The organism is Variovorax sucrosi (assembly GCF_051216635.1).
In the GTDB taxonomy this organism is placed as follows: Bacteria; Pseudomonadota; Gammaproteobacteria; order Burkholderiales; family Burkholderiaceae_C; genus Variovorax.
On the sequence record NZ_JBPJZU010000008.1, the window covers coordinates 211,835 to 236,960 of the forward strand.

At 67.1% G+C, this 25,126-nt stretch carries 24 protein-coding genes; 10 read left to right on the plus strand and 14 right to left on the minus strand.

What is annotated here, in order from left to right; genetic code table 11:
- The first annotated feature begins 18 nt into the window (after positions 1-18).
- The 4 genes from ACSFBE_RS17275 to ACSFBE_RS17290 all read left to right on the plus strand — a co-directional run bounded on the left by ACSFBE_RS17275 (position 19) and on the right by ACSFBE_RS17290 (position 4,092).
- Entirely contained in the window at positions 19-1,113 is a 1,095-nt protein-coding gene (locus tag ACSFBE_RS17275) for an NAD(P)/FAD-dependent oxidoreductase (RefSeq protein ID WP_435491736.1), read from the plus strand.
- Between the two features lie 8 nt (positions 1,114-1,121).
- Positions 1,122-2,036 carry a tRNA glutamyl-Q(34) synthetase GluQRS gene (gene gluQRS / locus ACSFBE_RS17280; RefSeq protein ID WP_435491634.1) on the plus strand — a complete coding sequence of 305 codons (915 nt, stop codon included), beginning with the start codon at positions 1,122-1,124 and terminating at the stop codon, positions 2,034-2,036.
- Positions 2,036-2,791, plus strand: coding sequence for a tRNA (guanosine(46)-N7)-methyltransferase TrmB (gene trmB, locus ACSFBE_RS17285; protein ID WP_435491737.1), 756 nt, complete (start codon positions 2,036-2,038; stop codon positions 2,789-2,791). Before gluQRS ends, trmB begins: the two co-directional genes overlap by 1 nt.
- 212 nt (positions 2,792-3,003) lie before the next feature.
- The gene (locus ACSFBE_RS17290) at positions 3,004-4,092 is read left to right on the plus strand and encodes an ABC transporter substrate-binding protein (RefSeq protein ID WP_435491635.1); all 1,089 of its coding nucleotides are present in this window, start codon (positions 3,004-3,006) and stop codon (positions 4,090-4,092) included.
- Positions 4,093-4,141: 49 nt separating this feature from the next.
- On the opposite strand, the gene ACSFBE_RS17295 is transcribed toward ACSFBE_RS17290, so the two are convergent.
- Positions 4,142-5,185: an aliphatic amidase gene (locus tag ACSFBE_RS17295; RefSeq protein ID WP_435491636.1), complete on the minus strand. Its 1,044-nt coding sequence runs from the start codon at positions 5,183-5,185 to the stop codon at positions 4,142-4,144.
- 98 nt (positions 5,186-5,283) lie between these two features.
- Here ACSFBE_RS17295 and ACSFBE_RS17300 point away from each other — a divergent pair, with 98 nt between their 5' ends.
- From ACSFBE_RS17300 to ACSFBE_RS17310, 3 genes are all read left to right on the plus strand, one after another.
- Entirely contained in the window at positions 5,284-5,841 is a 558-nt protein-coding gene (locus ACSFBE_RS17300; RefSeq protein ID WP_435491637.1) for a nucleoside 2-deoxyribosyltransferase, read from the plus strand.
- A gap of 3 nt (positions 5,842-5,844) precedes the next feature.
- The gene (locus ACSFBE_RS17305) at positions 5,845-7,776 is read left to right on the plus strand and encodes an AI-2E family transporter (protein ID WP_435491638.1); all 1,932 of its coding nucleotides are present in this window, start codon (positions 5,845-5,847) and stop codon (positions 7,774-7,776) included.
- A gap of 91 nt (positions 7,777-7,867) precedes the next feature.
- Positions 7,868-8,581: a YebC/PmpR family DNA-binding transcriptional regulator gene (locus ACSFBE_RS17310; protein ID WP_435491639.1), complete on the plus strand. Its 714-nt coding sequence runs from the start codon at positions 7,868-7,870 to the stop codon at positions 8,579-8,581.
- A gap of 15 nt (positions 8,582-8,596) precedes the next feature.
- On the opposite strand, the gene ACSFBE_RS17315 is transcribed toward ACSFBE_RS17310, so the two are convergent.
- From ACSFBE_RS17315 to ACSFBE_RS17340, 6 genes are all read right to left on the minus strand, one after another.
- Positions 8,597-9,004 (minus strand): nuclear transport factor 2 family protein, encoded by a 408-nt coding sequence (locus ACSFBE_RS17315; RefSeq protein ID WP_435491640.1) that lies wholly within the window; start codon positions 9,002-9,004, stop codon positions 8,597-8,599.
- Positions 9,001-9,561: a VOC family protein gene (locus ACSFBE_RS17320; protein WP_435491641.1), complete on the minus strand. Its 561-nt coding sequence runs from the start codon at positions 9,559-9,561 to the stop codon at positions 9,001-9,003. Before ACSFBE_RS17320 ends, ACSFBE_RS17315 begins: the two co-directional genes overlap by 4 nt.
- Positions 9,558-10,580, minus strand: coding sequence for a zinc-dependent alcohol dehydrogenase family protein (locus ACSFBE_RS17325; protein WP_435491642.1), 1,023 nt, complete (start codon positions 10,578-10,580; stop codon positions 9,558-9,560). Before ACSFBE_RS17325 ends, ACSFBE_RS17320 begins: the two co-directional genes overlap by 4 nt.
- A gap of 37 nt (positions 10,581-10,617) precedes the next feature.
- Positions 10,618-11,196, minus strand: a complete 579-nt coding sequence (locus tag ACSFBE_RS17330) for an amino acid synthesis family protein (RefSeq protein WP_435491643.1) — start codon at positions 11,194-11,196, stop codon at positions 10,618-10,620.
- A gap of 13 nt (positions 11,197-11,209) precedes the next feature.
- Positions 11,210-12,178, minus strand: a complete 969-nt coding sequence (locus tag ACSFBE_RS17335; RefSeq protein ID WP_435491644.1) for a tripartite tricarboxylate transporter substrate binding protein — start codon at positions 12,176-12,178, stop codon at positions 11,210-11,212.
- 84 nt (positions 12,179-12,262) lie between these two features.
- Positions 12,263-13,123 (minus strand): fumarylacetoacetate hydrolase family protein, encoded by an 861-nt coding sequence (locus ACSFBE_RS17340; protein ID WP_435491645.1) that lies wholly within the window; start codon positions 13,121-13,123, stop codon positions 12,263-12,265.
- A gap of 141 nt (positions 13,124-13,264) precedes the next feature.
- Here ACSFBE_RS17340 and ACSFBE_RS17345 point away from each other — a divergent pair, with 141 nt between their 5' ends.
- Positions 13,265-13,987 (plus strand): GntR family transcriptional regulator, encoded by a 723-nt coding sequence (locus ACSFBE_RS17345; RefSeq protein WP_435491646.1) that lies wholly within the window; start codon positions 13,265-13,267, stop codon positions 13,985-13,987.
- A gap of 29 nt (positions 13,988-14,016) precedes the next feature.
- Here ACSFBE_RS17345 and ACSFBE_RS17350 read toward each other — a convergent pair whose 3' ends face one another.
- The 7 genes from ACSFBE_RS17350 to urtA all read right to left on the minus strand — a co-directional run bounded on the left by ACSFBE_RS17350 (position 14,017) and on the right by urtA (position 20,593).
- Complete coding sequence (locus ACSFBE_RS17350) at positions 14,017-14,355, minus strand: FmdB family zinc ribbon protein (RefSeq protein ID WP_435491647.1); 339 nt, start codon at positions 14,353-14,355, stop codon at positions 14,017-14,019.
- Positions 14,356-14,359: 4 nt separating this feature from the next.
- Positions 14,360-15,583: a formamidase gene (gene fmdA, locus ACSFBE_RS17355; RefSeq protein ID WP_435491648.1), complete on the minus strand. Its 1,224-nt coding sequence runs from the start codon at positions 15,581-15,583 to the stop codon at positions 14,360-14,362.
- 25 nt (positions 15,584-15,608) lie between these two features.
- Positions 15,609-16,298, minus strand: coding sequence for an urea ABC transporter ATP-binding subunit UrtE (gene urtE / locus ACSFBE_RS17360; protein ID WP_435491649.1), 690 nt, complete (start codon positions 16,296-16,298; stop codon positions 15,609-15,611).
- Between the two features lie 13 nt (positions 16,299-16,311).
- Positions 16,312-17,055 (minus strand): urea ABC transporter ATP-binding protein UrtD, encoded by a 744-nt coding sequence (gene urtD / locus ACSFBE_RS17365; protein WP_435491650.1) that lies wholly within the window; start codon positions 17,053-17,055, stop codon positions 16,312-16,314.
- Between the two features lie 17 nt (positions 17,056-17,072).
- On the minus strand, positions 17,073-18,278 hold the full coding sequence (urtC, locus tag ACSFBE_RS17370; protein WP_435491651.1) for an urea ABC transporter permease subunit UrtC: 1,206 nt from the start codon (positions 18,276-18,278) through the stop codon (positions 17,073-17,075).
- A 2-nt stretch (positions 18,279-18,280) separates the two neighbouring features.
- The gene (gene urtB, locus ACSFBE_RS17375) at positions 18,281-19,195 is read right to left on the minus strand and encodes an urea ABC transporter permease subunit UrtB (protein WP_435491652.1); all 915 of its coding nucleotides are present in this window, start codon (positions 19,193-19,195) and stop codon (positions 18,281-18,283) included.
- A gap of 123 nt (positions 19,196-19,318) precedes the next feature.
- Positions 19,319-20,593 carry an urea ABC transporter substrate-binding protein gene (urtA, locus tag ACSFBE_RS17380; protein ID WP_435456265.1) on the minus strand — a complete coding sequence of 425 codons (1,275 nt, stop codon included), beginning with the start codon at positions 20,591-20,593 and terminating at the stop codon, positions 19,319-19,321.
- A 264-nt stretch (positions 20,594-20,857) separates the two neighbouring features.
- Here urtA and ACSFBE_RS17385 point away from each other — a divergent pair, with 264 nt between their 5' ends.
- Together ACSFBE_RS17385 and ACSFBE_RS17390 are read left to right on the plus strand one after the other, a co-directional pair.
- Complete coding sequence (locus ACSFBE_RS17385) at positions 20,858-24,244, plus strand: hybrid sensor histidine kinase/response regulator (RefSeq protein ID WP_435491653.1); 3,387 nt, start codon at positions 20,858-20,860, stop codon at positions 24,242-24,244.
- Positions 24,228-25,124, plus strand: a complete 897-nt coding sequence (locus ACSFBE_RS17390) for a response regulator (protein ID WP_435491654.1) — start codon at positions 24,228-24,230, stop codon at positions 25,122-25,124. Before ACSFBE_RS17385 ends, ACSFBE_RS17390 begins: the two co-directional genes overlap by 17 nt.
- Positions 25,125-25,126 lie beyond the last annotated feature (2 nt).

Below are 25,126 nucleotides of genomic sequence, written 5' to 3' on the forward strand. Positions count from 1 at the left end.
CATACCGCCCTGCTCGCCATTCGAAGAAAGAGACCCGTCATGAACACGTCCGCACCGACCGACCGTCACCGAACCTCCCGCCCGGCGCCGAAGCATTTCGCGATCGTGGGCGCCGGCATCGCGGGCATCGCCTGCGCACGCACGCTGGTGCAGGCTGGCCACCAGGTCACGGTGTTCGAAGCAGAGGATGGCGCGGGTGGCCGCATGGCCAGCGAGTCGACCGCCTTCGGCCGCTTCGACAGCGGCGCGCAGTACTTCACCGTGCGCGACGAGCGCTTCGCCCTCGCGCTGCAGACCGTGCCCAAGCTTTGCCGGCCCTGGAGCGCCAACCTCGTGCGCGTGCTCGACCCGCACGGCCGTGTGGCCGAAGCCGCGTTGCCCTCGCTCGAGCCGCACTACGTGGCCCAGCCCGGCATGGACGCGGTGGTGGCAGCCTGGGCCAAGCCGCTGGGCGACAGCCTGGTGACCGGCGTGCAGGTGACGCAGATCGAGCCGGACGCGCTCGACCGCCGTCGCTGGCAACTGCACACCGAAGGCGGCCCCGGCGTCCCAGTCCATTCGGGTTTTGACGCCGTGCTGCTGGCCATCCCGCCAGCGCGCGCACGGCTGCTGCTGGCCCGCAGCAAGGTGTCGGCCACACTCGAACGCAGCATCGCCAAGGTCCATGCATCCCCCTGCTGGACGCTGATGATCGCCTTCCCGCAGGCCAACCAACCGACCATGTCGCACCTGGGCCCGCAGTGGAACGCGGCGCGCAGCACGCACCACCGGGTGGCGTGGCTGGCGCGCGAATCGTCCAAGCCGGGCCGCGACCCGGTCGAGCGCTGGACGCTGCAGGCCAGCCCGACCTGGTCGCAGGAACACCTGCGCGACGACGCGCCGCGTGTCGAAGCCAAGCTGCTGCGCGCCTTTTCCGAGATCACCGGCATCTATGCCACCCCCAATTACGCCCGCGCCCGCTGCTGGCCCGAAGCCCAGACCCAGGCCCCGCTGGGCAAGCCGCACCTGTGGGACGCCAAGGCGCGCATCGGCCTGGCCGGCGACTGGTGCATGGGCCACCGCGTCGAAGACGCCTTCCTCTCCGGCCTGTCGCTGGCCCTCGCTGTGGTGTGACGCGTGGCGTGACGGGTGACGTAACGCCAATCGGCCGGTTCGCGCCCTCGCCCACCGGGCCGCTGCACGCAGGCTCGCTGGTCGCCGCGCTGGCCAGTTGGCTCGATGTGCGGGCACGCGGTCCGCAGGCGCGCTGGCTGGTGCGCATCGAGGATGGCGACACCGAGCGCTGCCTGCCGGGCCTGGGCGACGAGATCCTGCGGCAACTCGCCGCATGCGGCTTGCACCCCGACGAAGTGCCGGTCTGGCAGACGGCACGTGGGGACCGCTACGCCGCCGCGCTCGATCGGTTGATCGCCGCCGGCCTGGCCTACCCATGCGGCTGCACGCGCGCCGAAATCGACCAGGCGCTGGCGCAGCGCGGCGTGCCGCATGTCCGCCACAGCGAGCGTGTCTACCCCGGCACCTGCCGCGACGGCTTGCACGGCAAGCCCGCGCGGGCCTGGCGCTTCGCCACCGAGACCTTCGAGCCCGGCCTCGTGACCTGGACCGACCGGCGGCTCGGCCCGCACTCGCAGGAGGTTGCAGAGGAGGTGGGCGACTTCGTGCTGCGCCGCGCCGACGGGCCCTGGTCGTACCAGTTGCGGGTGGTGGTCGACGATGCCGAGCAGCAGGTCACCGACGTGGTGCGCGGCGCGGACCTCACCGACAACACCGCCCGCCAGGTCCTGCTGCAGCGTGCACTCGGCCTGCCGACCCCGCGCTACCTGCACACGCCGCTGGTGCGCGGCGCCGACGGCGAAAAACTGTCGAAGCAGCACGGCGCGGCGGCCTTCGACACCGCCACGCCGCAGCAGGCGCTGGCGGAGCTTTCGCGGGCCGCACACACCCTCGGGTTGCCGCCGAATGACGCCACGCACATTCCGGAGGCCTTGGCCGGCTGGGTGACCGCCTGGCGCGATCTCTACAATTCGCGCCCGTGATGAACCTGCCCGCGACCGACCTTCCCCCCGACGTACCGGGCCCCACCGACCCTGCCGAGGCCGCCGACCCGGCAGCGACCAACCCGCGCTACGGCCAGCGCCTCAAGAGCTTCGTGAAACGCGGCGGCCGCACCACCGACGGCCAGCAGCGCGCCTACGACGAACTCGGCCCGACGTATTTGCTGCCCTACCGCGCCGCGCCGCTCGACTTCGCTGCCACCTTCGGCCGCGAGGCGCCCACCGTGCTCGAGATCGGCTTCGGCATGGGCGAGGCCACGGCGCACATCGCCGCCGTGATGCCGGAGACGAACTTCCTGTGCTGCGAAGTGCACGAGCCCGGCGTCGGCGCACTGCTCAAGCGCATCGGCGAACAGGGCCTGACCAACATCCGCATCTGCGCGCACGACGCGGTCGACGTGCTCGACCACATGCTGCCGCCCGCCACCCTGGCCGGCGTGCACATCTTCTTCCCCGACCCGTGGCACAAGAAGCGCCACAACAAACGGCGGCTGATCCAGTCGCCGCTGGTGGCCAAGCTGGCCGATCGGCTCCTGCCCGGTGGCTACCTGCACTGTGCGACCGACTGGCAGCCCTATGCCGAGCAGATGCTCGAGGTGCTTGCCGCCGAGCCGCTGCTGCGCAACAGCGCCGACGGCTACGCCCCCAAGCCGCACTACCGGCCGCTGACCAAGTTCGAGAATCGCGGCCTGAAGCTGGGTCACGGCGTCTGGGATTTGGTCTTCGTGCGCCGCTAATTACGCGCGGCGGGTCGATGGCCCGAAATCCGGCGCAACGCAGACGGGGTTCCGTGGATTTATCGGCAGCCACGGCGAAAAGTTGAGCGCTCCGTTCCCGTCGGCCGGCACGGTCATTGCGTACCATTTGTTACCAATTGATTCCGAGGTCGCAGATGGCTTTTTCGCGCAGACAGTGGCTGGCTTTCTCCGGGGGCTGCATCGGCAGCGGCTTGAGCGCTCCTTTGTGGGCGCAGACGGCACCACCCCAGGCCCCGCGGCGTGTGGTGTGGGGCCAGTCGGTGCCGCTGACGGGTACCGGCAGCGAAATCGGCCTGGCCTTCGCCGCCGGTGCCAAGCTCTATGTCGACGCCTTCAACGAAGCCAATCCGTCCTGGCGCGTCGAGTTACGGCAGGTCGATGACGGCTTCGACGCCACGCGCGCCGGCACCAACGCGATGAAGCTCCTGGCCGATGGCGCCGACCTGCTGTTCGGCTTCGTCGGCACCGGCAGCAGCAACGCCGGCGCCAAGGTCGCCCAAGAGAAAGGCGCCCTCTTCTTCGCGCCCTTCGGTGCGGCCGATGCGCTGCGCGATGCGGCGCACGCCAACATCTTCCACGTCCGTCCGAGCATGGCCGACGAGGCCTTCAAGATGGTGCGCCACTGCGCGACCATCGGCCAGTCGCGTATCGCGGTGCTCTTCGAAGACAACGCCTTCGGCCGGGCCGGCCTGCAGGCGCTCAACGACGCCGTGGCCGAACTCAAGCTGCCGCCCATCGTCGGCACCGCCATGGTGCCGGCCGGCAGCACCCAGGTCGATGCGGCCGTCGCCTCGCTCGCCAAGCTGCAGCCGCAGGTCGTGATCCAGGCCGCGCTGTTCCAGACCACCGCCGCGGTGATCCAGCAGATGCGCAAGACCGGCTATGTCGGCCTGTTCATGAACTACTCGGTGGTCGGCATCAACCCGCTTTTCGTCGCGCTCGGCAAGGACATCCGCGGCGTGGTGATCTCGCAGGTGGTGCCCTCTCCCCGCAGCAGTTCGGTGGCCGTCGTGCGCGAGTACAACGCCGCCATCGACACCTCGGACCAGACGCCCAGCTACGAAAGCCTCGAAGGCTTCATCGCGGCCAAGGCGCTGGCCGAAGGCCTGCGTCGCACCGGGCGCAACGGCTTCACCGTGCCGGCGCTGCAGCGCACGCTGACGGGCATGACGGCCTACGACGTCGGCGGCTTCCGCCTGAACCTGCGCGCCGGCGCGCGCGACGCGGCCTGGGGGATCGAACTGGTGACGGTCACCGCCGACGGCCGCGTGGTGCGCTGAAGCGCCTGGGCGCAGGCGCCGCGCGTGATGCGGGCTTCCTCTTCGGCACTCAGCGGGGCGGACGGGCGGTGTCTTCGTTCGGGATGCCCTCGATCGGCGCCTCGGCCGTGCCGACGGTCCGGCGCGTGAAGGACTCGACCCGCTCGCGCGTGCCCTGGGGGTCGGCGATCCACTGGCGGTAGAACCCGTACGGGCAATCGGCCACGCCCTTGTCGCCCTCGCCCGAGTTGATGAGGCCGGTGTAGCCGCGGTGCACCAGCTTGAAGAGGTGGTTCTCCGACTGTCCGTGCTGGCGGAAATCGCGGATGAGCGATTTGCTGAGCGCCGCGTACTGGATGCCCATCTCTTCCTCGCCGCATTCGCCCAGCGTACGGCCGTCGAAGCCGATGATCGCGGAGTGACCGAAGTACGAGTACACGCCATCGAAGCCGGCCGCGTTCGCCACCGCGACATAGGTGTTGTTGGCAAAGGCCATCGCCTTCGACATCAGGACTTGCTGCTCCTTCGCCGGGTACATGTAGCCCTGGCAGCGGATGATCAGCTCGGCGCCCTTCATCGCGCAGTCGCGCCAGATCTCCGGGTAGTTGCCGTCGTCGCAGATGATGAGACTCATCTTCATGCCCTTCGGGCCATCGCTCACATAGGTGCAGTGGCCCGGGTACCAGCCCTCGATGGGCGTCCACGGCATGATCTTGCGGTACTTCTGGACGATCTCGCCCCGGTCGTTCATCAGGATGAGCGTGTTGTAGGGCGCCTTGTTCGGGTGCTCCTCGTGCCGCTCGCCGGTCAGCGAGAACACCCCCCACACCTTGGCCTTGCGGCAGGCCTCGCCGAAAATCTCGGTCTCGGCGCCGGGCACGGTGGCCGCGTTCTCGTACATCTCGGCGCTGTCGTACATGATCCCGTGTGTCGAGTACTCGGGGAAGATCACCAGATCGAGCCCCGGCAGGCCGGACTTCATGCCGACCACCATCTTGGCGATGGCCCTGGCGTTGTCGAGCACCTCGGCCCGCGTGTGCAGCCGCGGCATCTTGTAGTTGACGACCGCGACGCCGACGGTGTCTTTGCTGCTGGAAATGTCGCCGTGAATCATGTGCGCCACCTTGTCGAGGGCCGAAGGAATGGCGTCGATTCTGCGAAGCGACCGGGCGCTGCCCCATACGTTGATTGACGTAGCGCGACAATGGCGCGATGCGTCCCAGCCCCTCTTCCGAATCGTCACGCCCCCGCATCTACCTCGCCGGCCCGGATGTCTTCTTCCGCGACAGCGAGGCGATCTTCGAACGCCTGGTCGCCTTCTGCGACACGCTCGGCCTGCAGGGCGTGCCGCCCTCCGACGGTGGCATCGCGGCCGACCTGCGCCTGGGCGACGAGGAACGCGCGCAGCGCATCTACGACGGCAACGTGCGCCTCATCCACGAGGCCGATGGCGTGATCGCCAACCTCGTGCCCTTCCGCGGCCACGAGCCCGATTCCGGCACGGTGTTCGAAGTCGGCTTCGCCACCGCACTGGGCAAGCCGGTGGTGGCGTACGGCGTGGCGCCGGGCTCCTATGCCGAGCGCGTCTGCGCCACGGTCGACTGCGAGACCGGCGCCGACGGCGTGATCCGCGAGCGCGCCAGCGGCGTGATGGTCGAAGGCCTCGGCCAGCGGCTGAACCTGATGCTGACGCGCTCGACCGAGATTGCGGCTTCTGCCGAGGCGGCGCTGGAGCGTCTGGCCCGGCGGTTGCATGCTGCCAGGCGCTAAGACATGGAAACGCCCTCGCCTTCGCCCTCTTCGCTGCCACCGCCGCAACGCCCGTCCCTCGGCCGCATCGTGCCGGCCACCTGCATCCTGCTGCTGCTGCATTTCGGCCAGGACGTGCTGCGGCCCATCGCCATCGCCTCGATCCTGAGCCTCGTCATCGCACCGCTGGTGCGCAAGCTCGCGCGCACCGGCATCGGGCGGACGGCCGCCACGCTGGTGTCGGTGCTGCTTGTCGCCGTCGGCGTGGTCTGGATGAGCGCCGTGCTGGCGATCCAGCTGGTCGCGGTGGCGGCGGACCTGCCCCGTTACAGCGCGGCCATCACCTCGAAAGTCCAGTCGATCCGCGAGGTGACGGTGCGGCCTTTCGAGCGGCTGGAAGCAGAACTCAAGGGCGTCGCACCGCAAGCCCGACCCGTGCCGGCACCGACGCCTGCGCCGTCGGGTGCACAGCGCTCGCGCTCGGCCGCTGCGGCCGCGGCCGCGGCAGCCTCCACGGTCCCCAGCGACCCGGTGCCGGTCCAGATCCGCCAGGCGCCGCCCACAGCCGGTGACATCGTGTCGAAGCTGCTGTCCTCGGTCTGGGGCCCGGTCGGCGAGGCCGGCATCGTGCTGGTGCTGCTGGTGTTCATCCTGCTGGAGCACGAATCGCTCAGCGACCGCTTCATCCGGGTGATCGGCGTGGCCCGGCTCGGCCCCACCGTGCAGGCGCTGAGCGAAACGGCCGAGGGCGTGTCGCGCTTCTTTCTCTCGCAATTCGTGGTGAACCTCACCTTCGGTGTCGTCCTGGGCGCCGGCCTGTGGGTGATCGGCATACCGCATGCCGCGCTCTGGGCATCGATCGGGGCGTTGCTGCGCTTCATTCCCTACGTCGGCGTGCTGGGCGCCGCGGCGCTGATCGCCGTCTTCGGTGCGGCAGTCGATCCGGGCTGGTCACTGGTGCTGTGGAGCCTGGGCCTCTTTGCCGCCCTCGAACTTCTCGTCGCCAACGTCGTGGAGCCGCAGGTCTATGGCCACAGCACCGGGCTGGCGCCGCTCGCGGTCATCGTCTCGGCGCTGTTCTGGGGCGCGATGTGGGGGCCGGTCGGCCTGCTGCTGTCGACACCGCTCACGCTCTGCATCGTGGTCGTCGGCCGGCATGTGCGCGCGCTCGAACCCTTCGCCATCCTGCTGACCGAAGGGCCGGGGCTCAATGCGGGTCAGCGCTTCTACCAGCGCGCGTTGTCCGGCAACACCGCGCTGATCATCCAGGACGCGCGCAGCTACCTGCGTCGCGCCACCTTCGCGAAGTATTGCGACCGTGTCCTGCTGCCGGGGCTGGCGCTGGCGGGCGCCGACCTGCGCATGGGACGCATCGACGGGCGGCAAAGCGAGCGCATCCAGAAGGTCATCGTGCGCCTTGCCGAGGAACTGGCCGGCACCCGCCCGGACCGGCGCGCGGCACGGCGGCAGCGGCGCGCCACCGTGTCCCTCGCGGCGGCGAACGTCGGCATGCAGCTTCGCCAGATGCGGGAATCCAGTCTCGGCCCGTGGCAAGGACGGCTCGACGTTCCGCTGCAGTCGATCGTCCTGTGCTTCGGCTTCGGGACCGAGCGCGACGACCTGCTGACGGAACTGCTGGTCCGGGCGCTGCGCCAGGACGCGGTCGACGCGCGCAGCGTGTCGCTCACCGACCCGCAAGACCCGTCGCGGGCCGAGAAGTCCGTGCTGGTCGGCACGGCCTTCCTCACCTACCCCGTCGAGGGCGCGCTGGAACAGTGGCGCACCGTGGCGACCGAGATGCGCGCGGCGCTGCCGGATGCGCTCATCGCCACCATCCGCCTGCCGCTCGACGAAGCGTCGGCCGCCGAGGAGTTGGTGCGAGACGATGTCGACCTGATCCTGCACTCCTATGCGGAGGCCGAGGCCTTGGTGCTGCAAGCCCGAAAGCCCGCCTAGCGCGACTGCGGCGCGGGCCGAAAGCGCGAGGCGCGGGCGCGTACAGTCGCTGTTTCGCCGCCAAGGCAACGCAGAACGCAAGGAGATCGACATGGGCGCGCAATGGAAAGCAAAACACAAGGACCTGGCGGCCAACGCCAAGGGCCGGCTCTTCGGCAAGCTGGCCAAGGAAATCATGATCGCGGCGCGCAGCGGCGCCGACCCGGGGTCGAATGCCCGACTGCGGCTGGTGGTCGAGCAGGCCCGCAAGGTCTCGATGCCCAAGGACACGCTCGAACGCGCCATCAAGAAAGGTGCGGGCCTCACCGGTGAATCGGTGCATTTCGAGCACGTCATCTACGAAGGCTTCGCGCCGCACCAGGTGCCGGTGATGGTCGAGTGCCTGACCGACAACGTGAACCGCACCGCGTCCCAGATGCGCGTGCTGTTCCGTAAGGGCCAGCTCGGCACCTCGGGCTCGGTGGCCTGGGATTTCGACCACCTGGGCATGATCGAGGCCGCGCCGGTGGCCGCAGGCGCCGACCCCGAGATGGCGGCCATCGAGGCCGGCGCACAGGACCTGGAAGCCGGCGAGGAAGAAGGCACCACCCTCTTCCTCACCGCGCCGACCGACCTCGACCTGGTCAGCAAGGCCCTGCCCGAGCAGGGCTTCAACGTGCTGTCGGCCAAGCTGGGCTACAAGCCGAAGAACCCGGTCGACCCGGCCACGCTGAGCGCCGAGCAACTGGAAGAGGTCGAGACCTTCCTCGCGGCGATCGACGCCAACGACGACGTGCAGAACGTTTACGCGGGGCTGGCGGGCTGAGGCATGGCCGGCGCGTCAGCCGATCGACATTTCGAGCGGGGTGGTCTGGAAGGCGAGCTGGCGCCAGCGCCCGGCCTCCCGAACCCAGGTCTGCATGACCCGGGAATCGATGCGAACCGTGCCGCTTCCGTCTTTTCGGATGGCCACCAGCAACTGGCGCCCGGTCATCAAGGCGCTGTCACCCAGAACCTTCACTTGGAGCTCGCTGCGATCGAGCGTCTTGTAGTCGACCTTGAAGCCGCCCGTTGCGAAGTAGCTCTCGTACCCGTCGATCTGTCCCTTGGCATGCACATGAATCAGCGCCGGGTGGAGGATCTCTCTCAGGCTCGCGATGTCCGCGGCGATCATCGCGCTGCAGCGCCGTGCCTCCATCTCGACCAGCTCTGACTTGACGGCGTCGTCCAGAGAACGTTGTGGCGTCATGAGAGACCCTTCTTCAGTGCCGCATTTCGTTCGGCGAATCGGCCGGACCACTCCGAAGCCAGCATGAAGCTCGGGTCGGTGCGGACGATGCGCTCCGTCTCGGCCCAGAGTTCCTCGTCGGGACGGTCCAGATCGAGCGGATCGCCGTGCGGCTGACTCACATACCAGGGGGTATCGAGGTACACCTCGACGGTGTTGTCCTCCGGGTCCATGCAATAGATGGACAGGGCGTTGCCATGGTTGAGGCCCCGCATCTTCGTGGCGCCCAGTGCCAGGGCCCTGCGACGCGCCTCGCGCAGGTGATCGATGGTCTGCACCTTGAACGAGAGCTGCATCACCGTGCTCGGTGCATCACTGCCACGGCCGCCCGCGAGCACCAGTTGGTGGTGCTGGTCGCCGCGCCCACTCAGAAAGATGATCTCGAACGGGAAGGTGACACCGCGACCGCGATCGGTTTCGAGCAGATCGAACACGCCGCCATAGAAGGACTTCATCAGCCCGAGGTCTCGGCAGAAGATGCCGCAGTGCGACAGGTTGGGCAGGTAGCTCGAGGTCATGGGGGGATACCTTCCGTGGTCTGCGGGAACAGAACGATCTTGCCGAGTGAGCTTCCGCTGTCGAGCAGTTCGTGGGCGCGACGCGCGTCGGCCAAGGGGAGACGGGTCGCCGCAGGCGCACGGACCCGGCCCGACGCCATCAGGCCGATGGCTTCCTCCATCAGGCCGCGTCGTTGCGCCCGGTCGTTGTCGACCGTATGGATCGAGAAGGTGCGCACGGCCAGACTCTTGGAGAGCAGTGCGCGCAACTCGCCGAACACATCGCTCGAGGGGGGCCCCGAGAGGATGTTGTAGGAGACGACCATGCCGAACGGTGCGAGCGCACGCAAACACGCCACGAACAAGTCGCCCCCCACATGGTCGAATGCCAGGTCGACGCCTCGACCGCCGGTGGCGGCCATGACAGCCTCGGGCAGTCGGGACGGCGTGCCGTCGACGATCTCGTCGACACCGTTGGCAAGCGCGAAGTCCCGCTTGGCCGGGCTGGAGGCGGTGCCAAGCACGTTCAGCCCTAGCGACTTCGCGACCTGGGCCACCGCGGTGGCGACGCCGCCTGCGGCACCGGGCAGCAAGACGGATCGAGCCGGCAGATTGCCGTTGCTGGCCAGAAGCGCCAGCGCCAGCTGGAAGTTGCCCAGGCTGACCGCCTCATCGAATCCGACGCTGTCTGGCAACAGGAACGGGACCTCCTCGGAAACGCAGATGTACTCGGCATAGCACCCACCGCGCTGAGCCAGCTCGCGTGCGCTGACCAGCACCCGGTCACCGACGGCCCATCGCGTGACGCCTTCGCCGATGGCATCGACGCGCCCGGACATCTCGTTGCCTGGAATAGCCGGCAGCGGCGGCATCCATTTGTAGGTGCCGTTGCGGATCAGGACGTCGGGGCCGCCGGCACCGATCGCCACCGCGCGCACGCGAAGCTCTCCCCGGCCCGGTTGCGGCATCGGGAGACTGACAAGCGACAGGACCTCCGGCCCTCCCGTTTGCCTCAACTGCACGGCTTTCATGTCTGTCATCGAGATTCCGATCAAGGGTTGTCATGTGGGCACGCGCTCAGCGCTGCCCGTCGTTCGCGGAAACCTTGTCCTTGGTGAGTCCGCCGAGGCGCGAGTGAATCCGTCCACCGTCGGCCATCACCAGCGCGAAGAGAATTTCATCGGGACGCGGCGCGTCCTGGATTCCCACCTCGAAGCTGTTGTAGTGGCTGCGCACATAGGAGGCATGGATGTAGTGCAGCGGCACCATCAGCCGGTAGCCGGTGTGGGCCACCGCCTTGGCGGCCGGGACCATGGCCTTGGGTTGACCCAATACCTCGCGCATCGCCCAGCCACCGGCTTCGTGCCAGACGGCACCGTGCTCCAGTTCCCCGTTGACGCCCACGATCGCGGCCTTGCTGTAGGCCTCGACATGGCCTCTTCCGAGCGTCTGCACCAGTTCCTCGGCGAGCAAGCGGCCGAGATCCCTCAGTTCCGCCATGAACGGCAAGAGGTCCGGCTCGTAGCGCCCGGCATAGGGGTTGCGAACCACCGCGCTGGCTGCGGCCAGCCGCAGCGGCTTGTCGGCCACGGGGCCGCCTTCGTGGTACACGGTTTCGACCACGAGGCTGCGTTTGCGTATCTGGATCAATGACATGTCTTGTGCCTGTTCACTGTTTGGGAATCCTGGCGTCCGCAACGACGCGCTTCCATTTTTCAAGCTCTGCCGAGACCATGGCCTTCATCTCGGCCGGCGTGCTTCCGCGCGCCTCGCCACCCATGTCTTCGAGTCGCTTGCGCACGGCCGGGACATCGAGCGCCTTCAGTACCGCAGCGTTGAGTTGCTCGACGACGGCCCCGGGCGTTCCCGCCGGCGCCATCAAGCCCGCCCACGATCGCACGTCGTAGCCCGGCACACCTTGCTCGGCGACGGTGGGGACATGGGGCAATCCGGTCCAGCGCTGCGGCCCGGAGACAGCCAGTGCGCGCAGCTTGCCGGCCTCGATGTTCGACATGGCGGCCGTGGGGGGCGCAATGATGAAGGCCACATCGCCTGCCAGCAGCGCGGTGAGTGCCGCTGCATCGCCTCGGTACGGGACGTGAAGCAGCGAGTTCCTCGACATCGATGCGAACAGCTCGCCGGCCAGGTGATGCGTCGACCCGATGCCCGCCGTTCCATAGCTGACCGTGCCTGGCGCCGCCTTGGCGGCCGCCATGATCTCCTTGAGGCTCTGAAACTTCGCGTTGGCGTTGACCGCAAACAGGAACGGAAAGTAGGTGATCGTCGAGATCATCTCGAAGTCGTTCACGGTCTTGTACGTCAGCGTCTCGTACAAAGCGCCCGCCACCGCGTGCCCCCCGGTCGCCAGCAACAGCGTGTAGCCGTCGGCCTTGGCGTGGGCCACGGTGGAGGCCGCGATGTTGCCGCCCGCGCCGGACTGCGCTTCGACCACGACCGCCTGGCCCAGCGTCTTGCTCATCTCCACACCCACCGCGCGCGCGATGGCATCGGCGTTACCGCCAGGCGCATAGCCCTGGTACAGCTTGATGGCCTTGTCCGGGTAGGCCGCGGCAAAGCTCGGGCGCAGGGGCCAGGCCAGGGCAGCACCGCACGAGGCGACGAAATGCCTTCTCTTCATTTTTTGTCTCCGTTCTTTTCATGGGCCGCTGCGGCTCCATGCGGGCAGCCCCGCCGCGGCAGGATGGCGCGCCGTGTCCGTCGGTCAGTCTTGCGCCACGACGGTATTGCGCAGCAGTCCCACGGCCTCGATCTCGACCTCGACCCGATCGCCTGGCTTCATGAAGCGGGGGGGCTTCTTGCTCCAGCCGACACCCGCGGGCGTTCCTGTTGCAATCACGTCACCGGGAGTCAGCGTGAAGATGGTGGAGGCGTAGTTGATGAGCTTCGGGATCGAGAAGATCATGTGGCCGGTGTGACTGGACTGCACGGTCTCCCCGTTCAGGCGGACTTCCAGTTTCAGTTCGCGACCCGGTTCGATCTCGTCGGCCGTCACCATCCACGGCCCGAAACCGCCCGTCGATTCGAAGTTCTTGCCGGACGCGATCTGCTTGGCATGGAACTGCCATTCCCGAATGCTGGCATCGTTGTAGCAGCTGTAGCCGGCCACATGCTTCCAGGCGTCTGCCTCGGAAATATTGCGCCCGCCCTCACCGATGATCACGGCGAGCTCGCCTTCCCAGTCCAGTGATTCGGAAACATGCGGGCGCACGATCGGGCCGTTGTGCGGCGTCTGCGAGCGCCAGACGCGCAGGAAGATTGGTGGCTGCTCGGAGAGTTCGCGCTGCATGCCTGCGGCAAGAACTTCCTGGTGGTGGTCCATGTAGTTGCGCACCGCGCAGACGATCTTCTCCGGCCGGGGGATGACCGGCAGAAACTTCACGTCGACCAGCGCTGCATCGGCCTTCAGTCCGGCAACCAACGCGTCGCGTCGCGCGAAGTCAGGACTTGCAATGAAGTCCGCGAGGGTGGCGTGCCCTGTCTTGGCGGCCAGGTCGGCAACGCCATCTCCGACAACGATGCCCCAGGTTTCTCGTCCGGCATGTTGGTACGACATCAACTTCATACGAATCTTTCAGCAAGGTAAGGGTGCGAGACACCCGAATGCGCCTCGTCGAATTATTTTGTGCATAAAACATGATGTTATGCATGGTATTAACCCTTGTGCCGTTTCCTTTCGAATATGCGCATACCGTATGATGGTTCCGTGATCAAGCCTTCTTCTTCATCCGACGACCTCGTGGAATCCGTTGCGCCCTTGGCGGAAAGGGCCTACCGACGGCTTCGCCAAGCGATCGTTCGTTGCGAATTCCAGCCCGGCCAGCGCCTGCGGGTCGACGAACTCAGCAAGCAGTACGCGTTGAGCAGCAGCCCATTGCGCGAGGCGCTGAGCCGCCTCTCGGAACAGGGGTTCGTGCGTGCTTTCGAGAACAAGGGCTTCCGGGTCGCCCCCTTGACCGTTGCGGGCGTGGCCGACCTGACCCGCGTGCGGCTGTTGGTGGAATCCGAGGCCCTGCGAGATGCGATCGCCTGCGGAGACGACCAATGGGAGTCCAGATTGGTGGGTGCCGCGCACGGGCTGGCGCTTGTCGAGCAGCGGCTGGCCGATGGCCCGTTGGTCTTGAGCGAAGCCTGGACCGCGGCGCACCGCGAATTCCATCTGGCCATGTATGGCGGCACGTCGTCGCCGATGTTGATGGACCTGGTGTCCTCGCTGTTCGACAGCGCGGAACGCTACCGGCAGTTCTCGGCCCGGCACCGCAAGGTCGAACGCCGAAAGAACTCCGAACACAAGAAGCTGGTCACCACCGTGCTCGAAAGAGATGCGGAGCAGGCCGTCGCCCTGCTGCGCCAGCACATTTCGATGACCGAACGCAATGTGACGGCCGCCTTGCTGAGCATGGAAGCGCAGGGCTTGCTGCTGCAGTAGTCGCAGCGGCCCTGCCGAAGCCCATCTTTTCAGTGGCTGATCATCCAGGGCCGCCGGCTCGGCGCGCCCTTCACGCCGCTGGCGGTGGTCACGGTTGCACCGCGTTTGCTGCCGCAGCAGCCGCAGCCTGCGGGGTGCTTCAGCCGCGCGTAGTCCTTCGAACTCTTCGGCTCATGCCGCGCGCGCTCGTTGGTTTCGATGGCATTGCGGGTGCTGCCGGCCATCAGCGCCAGGCGCGGCGCGGCCGACATCACGCGCGGCGACCCCGCGCCGCAGTCCGGGCAGGCCGCAGGATCGTCGCGCCGGCTCACGCTGCGCAGCGCATCGAAGCCGCCGCAGCCGCGGCATTCGTAGTCGTAGGTCGGCATTGCCTCAGACGTCCTGCGACAGCGGCATGTCGATGCTGCCGTCGATGAACTTGGTCGGCCCGCTGGCGTTCGGGTTGATGTCGAAGTCGAAGATCTCGGTGGGCAGCCAGAGCGTTGCGCACGAGTTCGGCACGTCCACCACGCCGCTAATGTGGCCCTGCACCGGCGCCGTACCGAGGATCGAGTAAGCCTGCGCGCCCGAGTAGCCGAACTTCTTCAGGTACTCGATGGCGTTGAGGCAGGCCTGGCGGTAGGCCACGTTCACGTCGAGGTAGTACTGCTTGCCGGCCTCATCGACCGAGATGCCTTCGAAGATCAGGAAGTCCTTGTAGTTCGGCGTCATCACGCTCGGCTTGAAGATCGGGTTCTTGATGCCGTACTTGGCCATGCCGCCCTTGATGAGCGTGACCTTCATGTGCACCCAGCCGGCCATCTCGATGGCACCGCAAAAGGTGATCTCGCCGTCGCCCTGGCTGAAGTGCAGGTCGCCCACGGAGAGGCCCGCACCGTCGACGTAGACCGGAAAGAACACCTTCGAACCGCGCGACAGGTCCTTGATGTCGCAGTTGCCACCGTGCTCGCGCGGCGGCACGGTGCGGGCGCCTTCGGCCGCGGCCTTGGCGCGCGCCTCGCCCGTCATCTTGCCCATGTGGGCGGTGCCGGCCGAGGGCGGGTTGGCCAGGCCTCCGGTGGGGTTGGTGTCTATCAGCTGCTGCTCGCGTGTGTTCCACATGTCGAGCATCGGCTTGTCGGGCAGGCAGCCGATCAGGCCGGGGTGGATCAGGCCGGCGAAGTTCACGCCGGGGATGTGGCGAGAGCTGGTGAACATGCCCTTGAAGTCCCAGATGGACTTCTGCGCCAGCGGAAAGTGGTCGGTCAGGAAGCCGCCGCCGTTCTTCTTGGAGAAGAAGCCGTTGAAGCCCCACAGCGAATCCTGCTTGGCGCCGATGTCGAGCAGGTCGACCACCAGCAGGTCACCGGGCTCCGCTCCCTTCACGCCGACGGGGCCCGACAAGTAGTGCACGGTACTCAGGTCGATGTCGCGCACATCGTCGGCGCTGTCGTTGTTCTTGATGAAGCCGCCGGTCCAGTCGAAGGTCTCGAGGATGAAGTCATCGCCTGGATTGACCCAGCAGGCCATCGGGATGTCCGGATGCCAGCGGTTGTGGATCATCTCGTTCTCGGTGGGCGACTTCGTCAGGTCGACCTTGATCAGCGTATCTGTCATGTGCAATGGCTCCTGGGGGTTGTGGTTAAACAGAGAGATAGGCTTTGATGTGATTCACATCGGTCTTGTCGCGTGCGGTCTCGTGCACCAGGCGGCCGCCTTCGATGACGAAGAGCCGGTCGGCCACGTCCATCGCGAAGCTCAGCACCTGCTCGGACACGATGATCGTGATGCCGCGCAGCTTTCGGATCTCGTTGAGCGCCTTGGCGATGTCCTTGATGATCGAAGGCTGGATGCCCTCGGTCGGCTCGTCGAGCAGCAGCACCTTGGGGTTGGTGACCAGCGCGCGCGCAATGGCCAATTGCTGCTGCTGGCCGCCCGAGAGGTTGCCGCCCTTGCGCCGCTTCATGTCGAAGAGCACCGGGAACAGCGCGTAGATTTCTTCGGGGATGTGCCGGCTCTTGGCGTTCTCCAGACCGGTCTGGATGTTTTCCTCGACCGTCAGCGTCGGGAAGATCATCCGGCCCTGCGGCACGTAGGCGATGCCCTTGGCCACGCGCTTGAAGCTCTCGTCGTGCGACACGTCCTGCCCCGCGACCCGGATGCTGCCGCTCTTGATCGGCAGCACGCCCATCAGGCTCTTGAACAGCGTGGTCTTGCCCATGCCGTTGCGGCCCATGATGGCGATGGTCTCGTTCGCCATGCCGTCGAAGGAGATGCCGTGCAGCGCCTCGCTCTGGCCGTAGGCGGTGTGCAGGTCTTTGACTTCCAGCATCACGTTGCTCATCTCAATGCCCCAGGTAAACGTCGATCACGCGTTCGTCGGCCTGCACCTTCTCCATCGGCCCTTCGGCCAGGATCTTTCCCTGGTGCATCACCGTCACCTTGTGCGCGATCTGCTTGACGAACTCCATGTCGTGCTCGATCACGATCACCGCGCGGTTCTTGCAGATGCGCTTGAGCAGCTCGGCCGTCAGCTCGCGTTCGCGCGAACTCATGCCCGCAATGGGTTCGTCGAGCATCAACAGCTCGGGCTCCTGCATCAGCAGCATCCCGATCTCCAGCCACTGCTTCTGGCCGTGCGACAGCAGCCCGGCTTCGGTGCCCAGCTTGTCGACCAGCCCGATGTCCTCGGCCACGGCCTGCACGGCGGCCTTCACCTGGTCGGTGCACTTGAACGCCAGCGCGCCAAAGACCGAGCGGCCCGAGGGGTACGACACCTCGAGGTTCTGGAACACGCTCAGGTTCTCGTAGATCGACGGCGTCTGGAACTTGCGGCCGATGCCCAGGCGCACCCGCTTGTGCTCGGCCATCTTCGTGAGCTCGGTGTTCTTGAACTTGATGCTGCCGCTGCTGGCCTTGGTCTTGCCGCAGATCAGGTCGAGCAGCGTGGTCTTGCCCGCGCCGTTGGGACCGATGATCACGCGCAACTCGTTCTTGTCGATGTAGAGCGTCAGGGTGTCGATGGCCTTGAAACCGTCGAAGGACACGGTCAGGTCTTCGACCGCCAGTGCGAAATCGGTGTTGCTCATGGAATGGCTCCGGGGGTTCAGACGCGCTGGCTGCTCACGCCGTCGGGCAGGTCGCCCCGACCGGTACCGGGCGCGGGGTCGACGATGCGTGGTGGCAGTGGTGCCGATGAGGTCGGCGGCTTGGCCGACGCGTCGCGCAGCGCCTGGCGGCGGTTCTTCCACCACGGGGCGATGTGGCTTTCCCACAGGCCGGCCAGCCCCATCGGGAAGGCCATGGTCACGCCGATGAAAAGCGCGGCCATCAGAAACAGCCACAGGTCGGGGAAGCTCTCCGAGAACAGCGTCTTGCCGGCGTTGACCAGCAGCGTTCCGTACACCGCGCCGACCAGGCTCATGCGCCCGCCGACCGCCGCGAAGATCACCATCTCGATCGAGGGCACGATGCCCACGAAGCTCGGCGACATGAAACCCACTTGCAGCGAGAACAGCGCACCGCCGATGCCCGACAGGCCCGCCGCCAGGCAGAAGGTGAACACCTTGAAGTTCGACACGTCGTAGCCGGAGAAGCGCACCCGGTCTTCCTTGTCGCGCATGGCCAGCAGCAGCGTGCCCAGCTTGCTGGTCTGGATCCAGCGGCACAGCACGATGCTCGCGATCAGCAGGGCCACGCACACGTAGTAGAGGATGTACTTCGCGCTGTCGGTGCGGGTGTCCCAGCCCAGCAGCGTCTTCAGGTCGGTCATGCCGTTCACGCCGCCGGTGTAGCCCTGCTGGCCGATGATGAGCACGGTGACGATGAGCGCCACGGCCTGCGTGATGATGGCGAAGTACACGCCGCCGACGCGGCGCTTGAACATCGCGTAGCTGATGATCCAGGCCAGCAGCGTGGGCACCGCGATCACCAGGATCAGCGTGAGCGGGAAGCTCTTGAACGGCAGCCACATCAGCGGCAGCTCGGTGATCTGGTTCCAGTCCATGAAGTCGGGGATGCCCGGCGTCGACTGGATCTTGGTCGTCTCGGGGTCGGAGGCTTCCAGCTTCAGGAACATCGCCATGGCGTAGCCGCCGAGGCCGAAGAACACGCCCTGTCCCAGGCTCAGCACGCCGCCGTAGCCCCACACCATCACCAGCCCGACGGCGACGAAGGCGTAGGTGAGGTACTTGCCCACCAGGTTGAGGCGGAAGATGTCGAGCGAGAGCGGCAGCACGACCGCCAGCAGCAGCGTCAGGATGACCAGGCTGGCCAGTTGGTAGCGCGTGATCAGGGATTTGATCGTGTTCATGTTCAGCGTCGCACTTTGGAAGCAAAGAGGCCTTGCGGGCGAATCATCAGAATCAGCACGATGAGCGACAGCGTCAGCACCTTCGCCATCGACCCGGTGATGAAGAACTCGGCGATCGACTGCGTCTGGGCGATGCCGAAGGCCGAGACCACGGTGCCCAGCAGGCTGGCGGCGCCGCCGAAGGTGACGACCAGGAAGGCGTCGACGATGTAGAGCGAGCCCGAGGTCGGCCCGGTCGAGCCGATGGTGGTGAAGGCTGCCCCCGCCACGCCGGCGATGCCGCAGCCGATGGCGAAGGTCAGGCGGTCGGTCTTCTTGGTGTCGATGCCGGTGGCGTTGGCCATCGTGCGGTTGGCCACGGTGGCGCGCACCCGCAGGCCCCAGCGGCTCTTGTGCAGCGCGAGCAGAACGCCGACGGTGCACAGCGCCGTCAGTCCGAGCACGAAGAGCCCATTGATCGGAATGTCCAGCCCCTCGGCCGGCGCCCACGAGCCCATCAGCCACTCGGGCAGCGTCGGGCTCACCTCCTTCGGGCCGATGAAGGTGCGGAAGATCTGCTGCAGCCCGAGGCTGATCCCGAAGGTGGCGAGCAGCGTGTCGAGCGGCCGCTTGTACAGGTGGCGGATGAGTGCCCATTCCACCAGCCAGCCGGCGATGAAGGCCAGGATGAAGGCCAGGCCGATCGCCAGCGGAAAGTTGTACGGCATGAAGGCCGGCGCCAGGTGCTCCGTGAAGCGCGCGGCCATGTAGATCGTGTAGGCGCCGATGGTCATGAACTCGCCATGCGCCATGTTGATCACGCCCATCTGGCCGAAGATGATCGCCAGCCCCAGGCCCATCAGCAGCAGCACCGCGAACAGGCTCAGCCCCGCGAAGCCCTGCATGAGGCCGATGTTCCACATGTCTGAAATGCTCATGGCGCTGCGTCCGATAGATCAGTGAACCAACCGGGGGACACCGCGGAACCGGCTTTGCCGGGCCGCTGGTGTCGCCCCCTCGAGGGGGAGGCGGCTACACGAAGTGAGCCGCTTCGGGGGTGGTTATTGATACCCCTTGGGGAACGGGTCCGGCTTGATCAAGTCGGGTGATTCCGCGACCACCTTGAAGCTGCCATCCAACTGCCCCTGCCCGATGCGCGCCTTGCTCCACAGGTGGTGGTTCGCGTCGAGCTTCACGTAGCCTTCCGGTGCGTTCTTCAGCTCGATGCCCGGCGATGCGGCGACGACCTTGTCGACGTCGAAGCTGCCGGCCTTCTCGACGGCGGCCTTCCAGAGCCAGGGGCCCAGATAGCCGGCCTGGGTCACGTCGCCGATGACCGCGTCCTTGCCGTATTTGGCCTTGAAAGCCGCGACGAACTTCTTGTTGTTGTCGTTGGTGAGCGACTGGAAGTACTTCATCGACGAGTAGAAGCCGGCGAAGTTCTCGCCGCCGACTCCGGTCATTTCGTCTTCCGTCACGGCCAGCGTCAGCAGGAACTGCTTGTCGCCGGTGATGCCGGCGGCCTTGAGCTGCTTGTAGAAGGCCACGTTCGAACCGCCCACCACCGCTGCGAAGATGCAGTCCGGCTTGGCGACCTTGATCTTGTTGATCAGCGAGTTGAAGTTGGTGTGGCCCAACGGGTAGTACTCCTCGCCCTTGACCGAACCGAGCTTGCCCACCGTCTCGATGTGCTTGCGCGCGATCTTCATCGAGGTGCGCGGCCAGATGTAGTCGGAGCCGACCAGGAAGAAGGTCTTGGCCTTCTTCTCCTTCGCGCCCCAGTCCAGGCCCCAGATGATCTGCTGCGTGGCTTCCTGGCCGGTGTAGAACACGTTCTTGCTCTGCTCCAGGCCTTCGTAGAAGGTCGGGTAGTACAAGAGGCCGTTCTCTTTCTCGAACACCGGCAGCACGGCCTTGCGCGACGCGCTGGTCCAACAGCCGAACACCGCGGCGCAGTGGTCGTTGACCAGCAGCTTCTTCGACTTCTCGGCGAAGGTGGGCCAGTCGGAGGCGCCGTCTTCCTTGATGACCTTGATCTTGCGGCCCAGGATGCCGCCCATCGCGTTGATCTCGTCGATGGCGAGCTGCTCGGCCTGGATCGAGCCGGTCTCCGAGATGGCCATCGTGCCGCTCGAGGAGTGCAGCTGGCCGACGGTGACTTCGGTGTCGGTCACCGCGAGCTTGGTCGTGTTGACCTTGGCCGTCGGGAACTGCTGGCCGAAGCTCAGGCCGCTCAGGCCCATCACCGGCAGCGCGGCGGCGCCCTGCAGCAGACGGCGGCGGCGCAGCGCGAGCTGCTGCTGTTCGGCAAGGGACGGATCTTGATCACGGGCCATGGGGGGAATCTCCAGTCGAAGGTTGAAAGGTTGCGGAGCAGGGATCAAACGGTGTCCCGACGCACCACCGCTGTGCGGCGTGCGGCGCGTCGAGCACCATGGCCGCCACTGTAGGAACGGGCCGACGTACGCCGAATACGTCAATCAACGTAGAGGCCACCACTGCGCGCGCGGCGAGACTGGTCGCCCGTTGCTACCCATCGAACGGACAAGGAGCGCTTCTTGCAACGAGACCGGCATACCCCCTCCCTGAGAGAACGGAACATGCCGCCCGTCACCGGTCAGAAGATCTTTCGCATCCGCCGCGACTACAACACCTGGGTCTCGAACGAGACGCTGGAGGACTACGCGCTGCGCTATACGCCGCGCAGCTTCCGCAAGTGGTCGGAGTTCCGCGTCGCCAACGCGGCCTTCGGCGCCACCTCCTTCCTGGCGCTGGAGGCCATCGGCGGCGCCATTGCGCTGAGCTATGGCTTCGAGAACGCGCTGTGGGCGATCCTGGTGGTGGGGCTGATCACCTTTCTCACCGGCCTGCCCATCTGCTACTACGCCGCCAAATACGGCGTCGACATGGACCTGCTCACCCGTGGCGCCGGCTTCGGCTACCTCGGCTCCACCCTCACCTCGCTCATCTACGCGAGCTTCACCTTCATCTTCTTCGCGCTGGAGGCGGCCATCCTCGCGCTCGCGCTGCAGATGTACTTCGACTGGTCGCTGGCGGTGTGCTACCTGGTGTCGTCGATCGTCATCATCCCGCTGGTGATGCGGGGCATCACGATGATCTCGGCGCTGCAGCTGTGGACGCAGCCGATCTGGCTCACGCTCTTCGTGCTGCCCTTTGCCGCGGTGCTGTGGAAGAACCCGCAGGCCTATGCCGACTTCACGGGGCTGGTGGGCCGCCTCTCCGGCACCAACAACTTCGACCCGCTGATGTTCGGTGCCGGCGCCACGGTGGCCTTTTCGCTCGTCGTGCAGATCGGCGAGCAGGTCGACTACCTGCGCTTCCTGCCCGAGAAGACCGCCGCCAACCGCGCCAAGTGGTGGGGCGCGGTGCTGGTGGCCGGGCCGGGCTGGATCGTGCCGGGCATGCTCAAGATGCTGGGCGGCGCCTTCCTCGCCTTCCTCGCGCTGCAGCACGAGATTCCGGCCGCGCACGCGGTCGAGCCGACCCGCATGTACCTGGCCGGCTTCGCCTACGTCTTCAGCGACCCGGCCTGGGTGCTGGGCATCACCACGCTGTTTGTCGTGGTGTCGCAGATGAAGATCAACCTGACCAATGCCTACGCCGGTTCGCTGGCCTGGTCGAACTTCTTCGCGCGGCTCACGCACAGCCACCCGGGGCGCGTGGTGTGGCTGGTGTTCAACGTGCTGATCGCCCTGCTGCTGATGACGCTGGGCGTGTTCGCCGCGCTGGAGAAAGTGCTGGGCCTCTACAGCAACATCGCCATCGCCTGGGTCGGCGCGCTGGTGGCCGACCTGGTCATCAACAAGCCGCTGGGCTGGAGCCCGAAGTCGATCGAGTTCAAGCGGGCGCACCTGTACGACATCAACCCGGTCGGGCTGGTGTCGATGGTGGTCGCGGCGACGGTGGCGATGGTGGCGTACGCCGGGCTGCTGGGGCGCTGGGCGGAATCGTTCTCGCCCTTCGTCGCGCTGCTGACCGCGCTGGTGGTGTCGCCGCTGCTGGCCTGGAAGACGAAGGGCCGCTACTACCTGGCGCGCACCGACCTGCAGCACTGGGCGCCCGGCCAGTTGGTGCGCTGCTCGGTCTGCGACAACGCCTTCGAGTCGGAAGACATGGCGCATTGCCCGGCCTACAGCGCGCCGATCTGCTCGCTGTGCTGCACGCTCGAATCGCGCTGCCACGACGGCTGCAAGAAGAACTCGCGCGCCTCGGAGCAAATCGGCGTGTGGATCAAGGCCCTGCTGCCGCCGGCGCTGGCGCTGCGGCTGAACTTCCGGGTCGCGCACTACCTGCTGGTCGCGACCTCGCTCATCGCACTGCTCGCCACGGTGCTGGGCATCGTGTACGCGCAGGAAGGTCTGTCGAACGCGCACGCCACGCACGTCTTTCTGCGCTCGCCTTTCCTCAAGGTCTTCGCGCTGCTGTCGATGGTGGCGGCGGTGGCGGCCTGGTGGGTGGTGCTGGGCATCGAGAGCCGCAAGATGGCGCAGGAGGAATCGAACCGCCACAACCACCTGCTCACGCTGGAAATCGAGGCACACCGCCGCACCGACGCCGCGCTGCAGGCCGCCAAGGAAGCCGCCGAGGCGGCGAACCAGGCCAAGACGCGCTACGTGGCCGGCATGACGCACGAGCTGCGCACGCCGCTCAACAGCATCCTGGGCTACTCGCAGATTTTGCTGAAGAACGACGACGCCACGCACCCGCCGCGCGCCGCGGTGCAGACCATCCACAAGAGCGGGGAGCACATGCTCGGGCTGATCGACGGCCTGCTCGACCTGGCGCGCATCGAGGCCGGCCGCCTGCAGCTGGAGCCGATGCCGCTCGCCCTGCCCGGCTTCCTCGACGAGGTGGTGCGCATGGTGCGTCCGCAGGCCGAGGGCAAGGGCCTGGCCTTCGTCTACACCCACGCCGGACGCCTGCCGGCCTGGGTGCATGCCGACGCCAAGCGGCTGCGCCAGATCCTCATCAACCTGCTGACCAACGCCGTGCGCTTCACCGAGGCCGGCACCGTGACGCTGCACGTCGATTCGACCCGCGAGGTGCTGCGTTTCGACGTGATCGACACCGGCATCGGCGTGGCGCCGCAGGACCACCAGCGCATCTTCCTGCCCTTCGAGCGCGGGGCCGCCGGCCGGCGCCACGGCGAACCCGGCACCGGCCTGGGCCTGACCATCACCGGCCTGCTCACGTCGCTGATGGGTGGCGAGCTGCGCATGGCGGCCACGTCGAGCCGCGGCAGCACCTTCAGCGTGCGGGTGTACCTGCGCGAAGTCGCCGACCCCGGCCCGCAGGCCGAGCCGCAGCGCCCCATCTCTGGTTATTTCGGCCCGCGCCGCACGTTGCTGGTGGTCGACGACCAGCCGGTGCAGCGCCAGATGCTGGCCGGCATGCTGATGCCGCTGGGCTTCGATGTGCACGAAGCCGCCAGCGGCACCGAATGCCTGGACAGCCTGCGCGAGCACGTGCCCTCGGCCATCCTGCTGGACATCAGCATGGACGACATGGACGGCTGGGAAACCGCCACGCGGGTGCGCATTGCCGGCTTCGAGAACGTGCCGATCCTCATCGTCTCGGCCAACGTCTTCGAGAACCAGGCCGACCGGCTGCAGGCCACCGGCTGCCAGGCCTTCATCGGCAAGCCGGTGATCGAGTCGGAGCTGATTGCCACGCTCGAACGCCACCTGGGCCTGCAATGGTTGCAGCACACGCCGCCGCCGGCCGCGCACGATGCGGCACCGCCACCGGTCGAGCCGATCTCGCTGCCCGAGGAGGCGCGGCTCGAGCTGATGCGCCTGGTGCAGGTGGGCCATGTGCGCGGCTTGCAGCAGGCGCTCGACCGGCTGGCCGCCGACGACCCGGCGCTGGCCGCCACCTGCACCCAACTGCGCGGCATGCTGGCGCGCTTCGAACTCGACGATTTCAAGAACGCTCTCGCGGAGGATGCCGATGCCCCCAGCCCCTGAGTCCGAACGCCCCGTGGTGCTCGTGGTCGACGACGCGCCCAGCAGCCTGGGCATGTTGTGCGACACGCTGGAGGCCAGCGGCTACACCGTGCTCGTCGCGGCCGATGGCGAATCGGCCCTCCAGCGGCTCGAACTCGTCGTGCCCGACGCGATCCTGCTCGACGGGCTGATGCCGGGCCTGTCGGGCTTCGAGACCTGTCGACGCATCAAGGCCAACCCGGCGCTCGCGCACATCCCGGTGCTCTTCATGACCGGCATGGCGGAGACGCAGGACGTGGTCGAAGGCTTCGCCTGCGGCGGTGTCGACTACGTCGTGAAGCCGATCCGCGCGCAGGAGGTGCTGGCGCGGCTGCACACGCACACGCGCAACGCGCGCATCACCCGCATGGCGCGCGACGCGGTCGATGTGGCCGGCATGGGCGTGGTCTTCGTCGACACGCATGGCCGCGTGGCCTGGCGTTCGCCGCAGGCCGCGCTGTGGCTCCATGCGCTGGGCGAACCGGCCGCACCGGGGCAACTGCCTGCCGCGCTTGGGTCGGCGCTGGCCGAGGGCGCCAGCATCCTGGCGACCACCCCGGCCGGCACGCGCCTGTCGGTGCGCAACATGGGCTCGGCCACACTGGGCGAGACGATGCTGCTGCTGGCGCTGCAGCGCGAGGGCCCGGTCCTCGCGTCACGCGTGGCCGACGCCGCGCTCACGCCGCGCGAGACGGAGGTGCTGTCGTGGCTGGCCAAGGGCAAGACCAACCGCGACATCGCCGAGATCCTGGGCATGAGCCCCCGCACCGTCAACAAGCACCTCGAACACATCTTCGAGAAGCTGGGCGTGGAGACGCGCTCGGCCGCGGCGGCGCTTGCGACCGGTCACATGGCGCTGTAGCA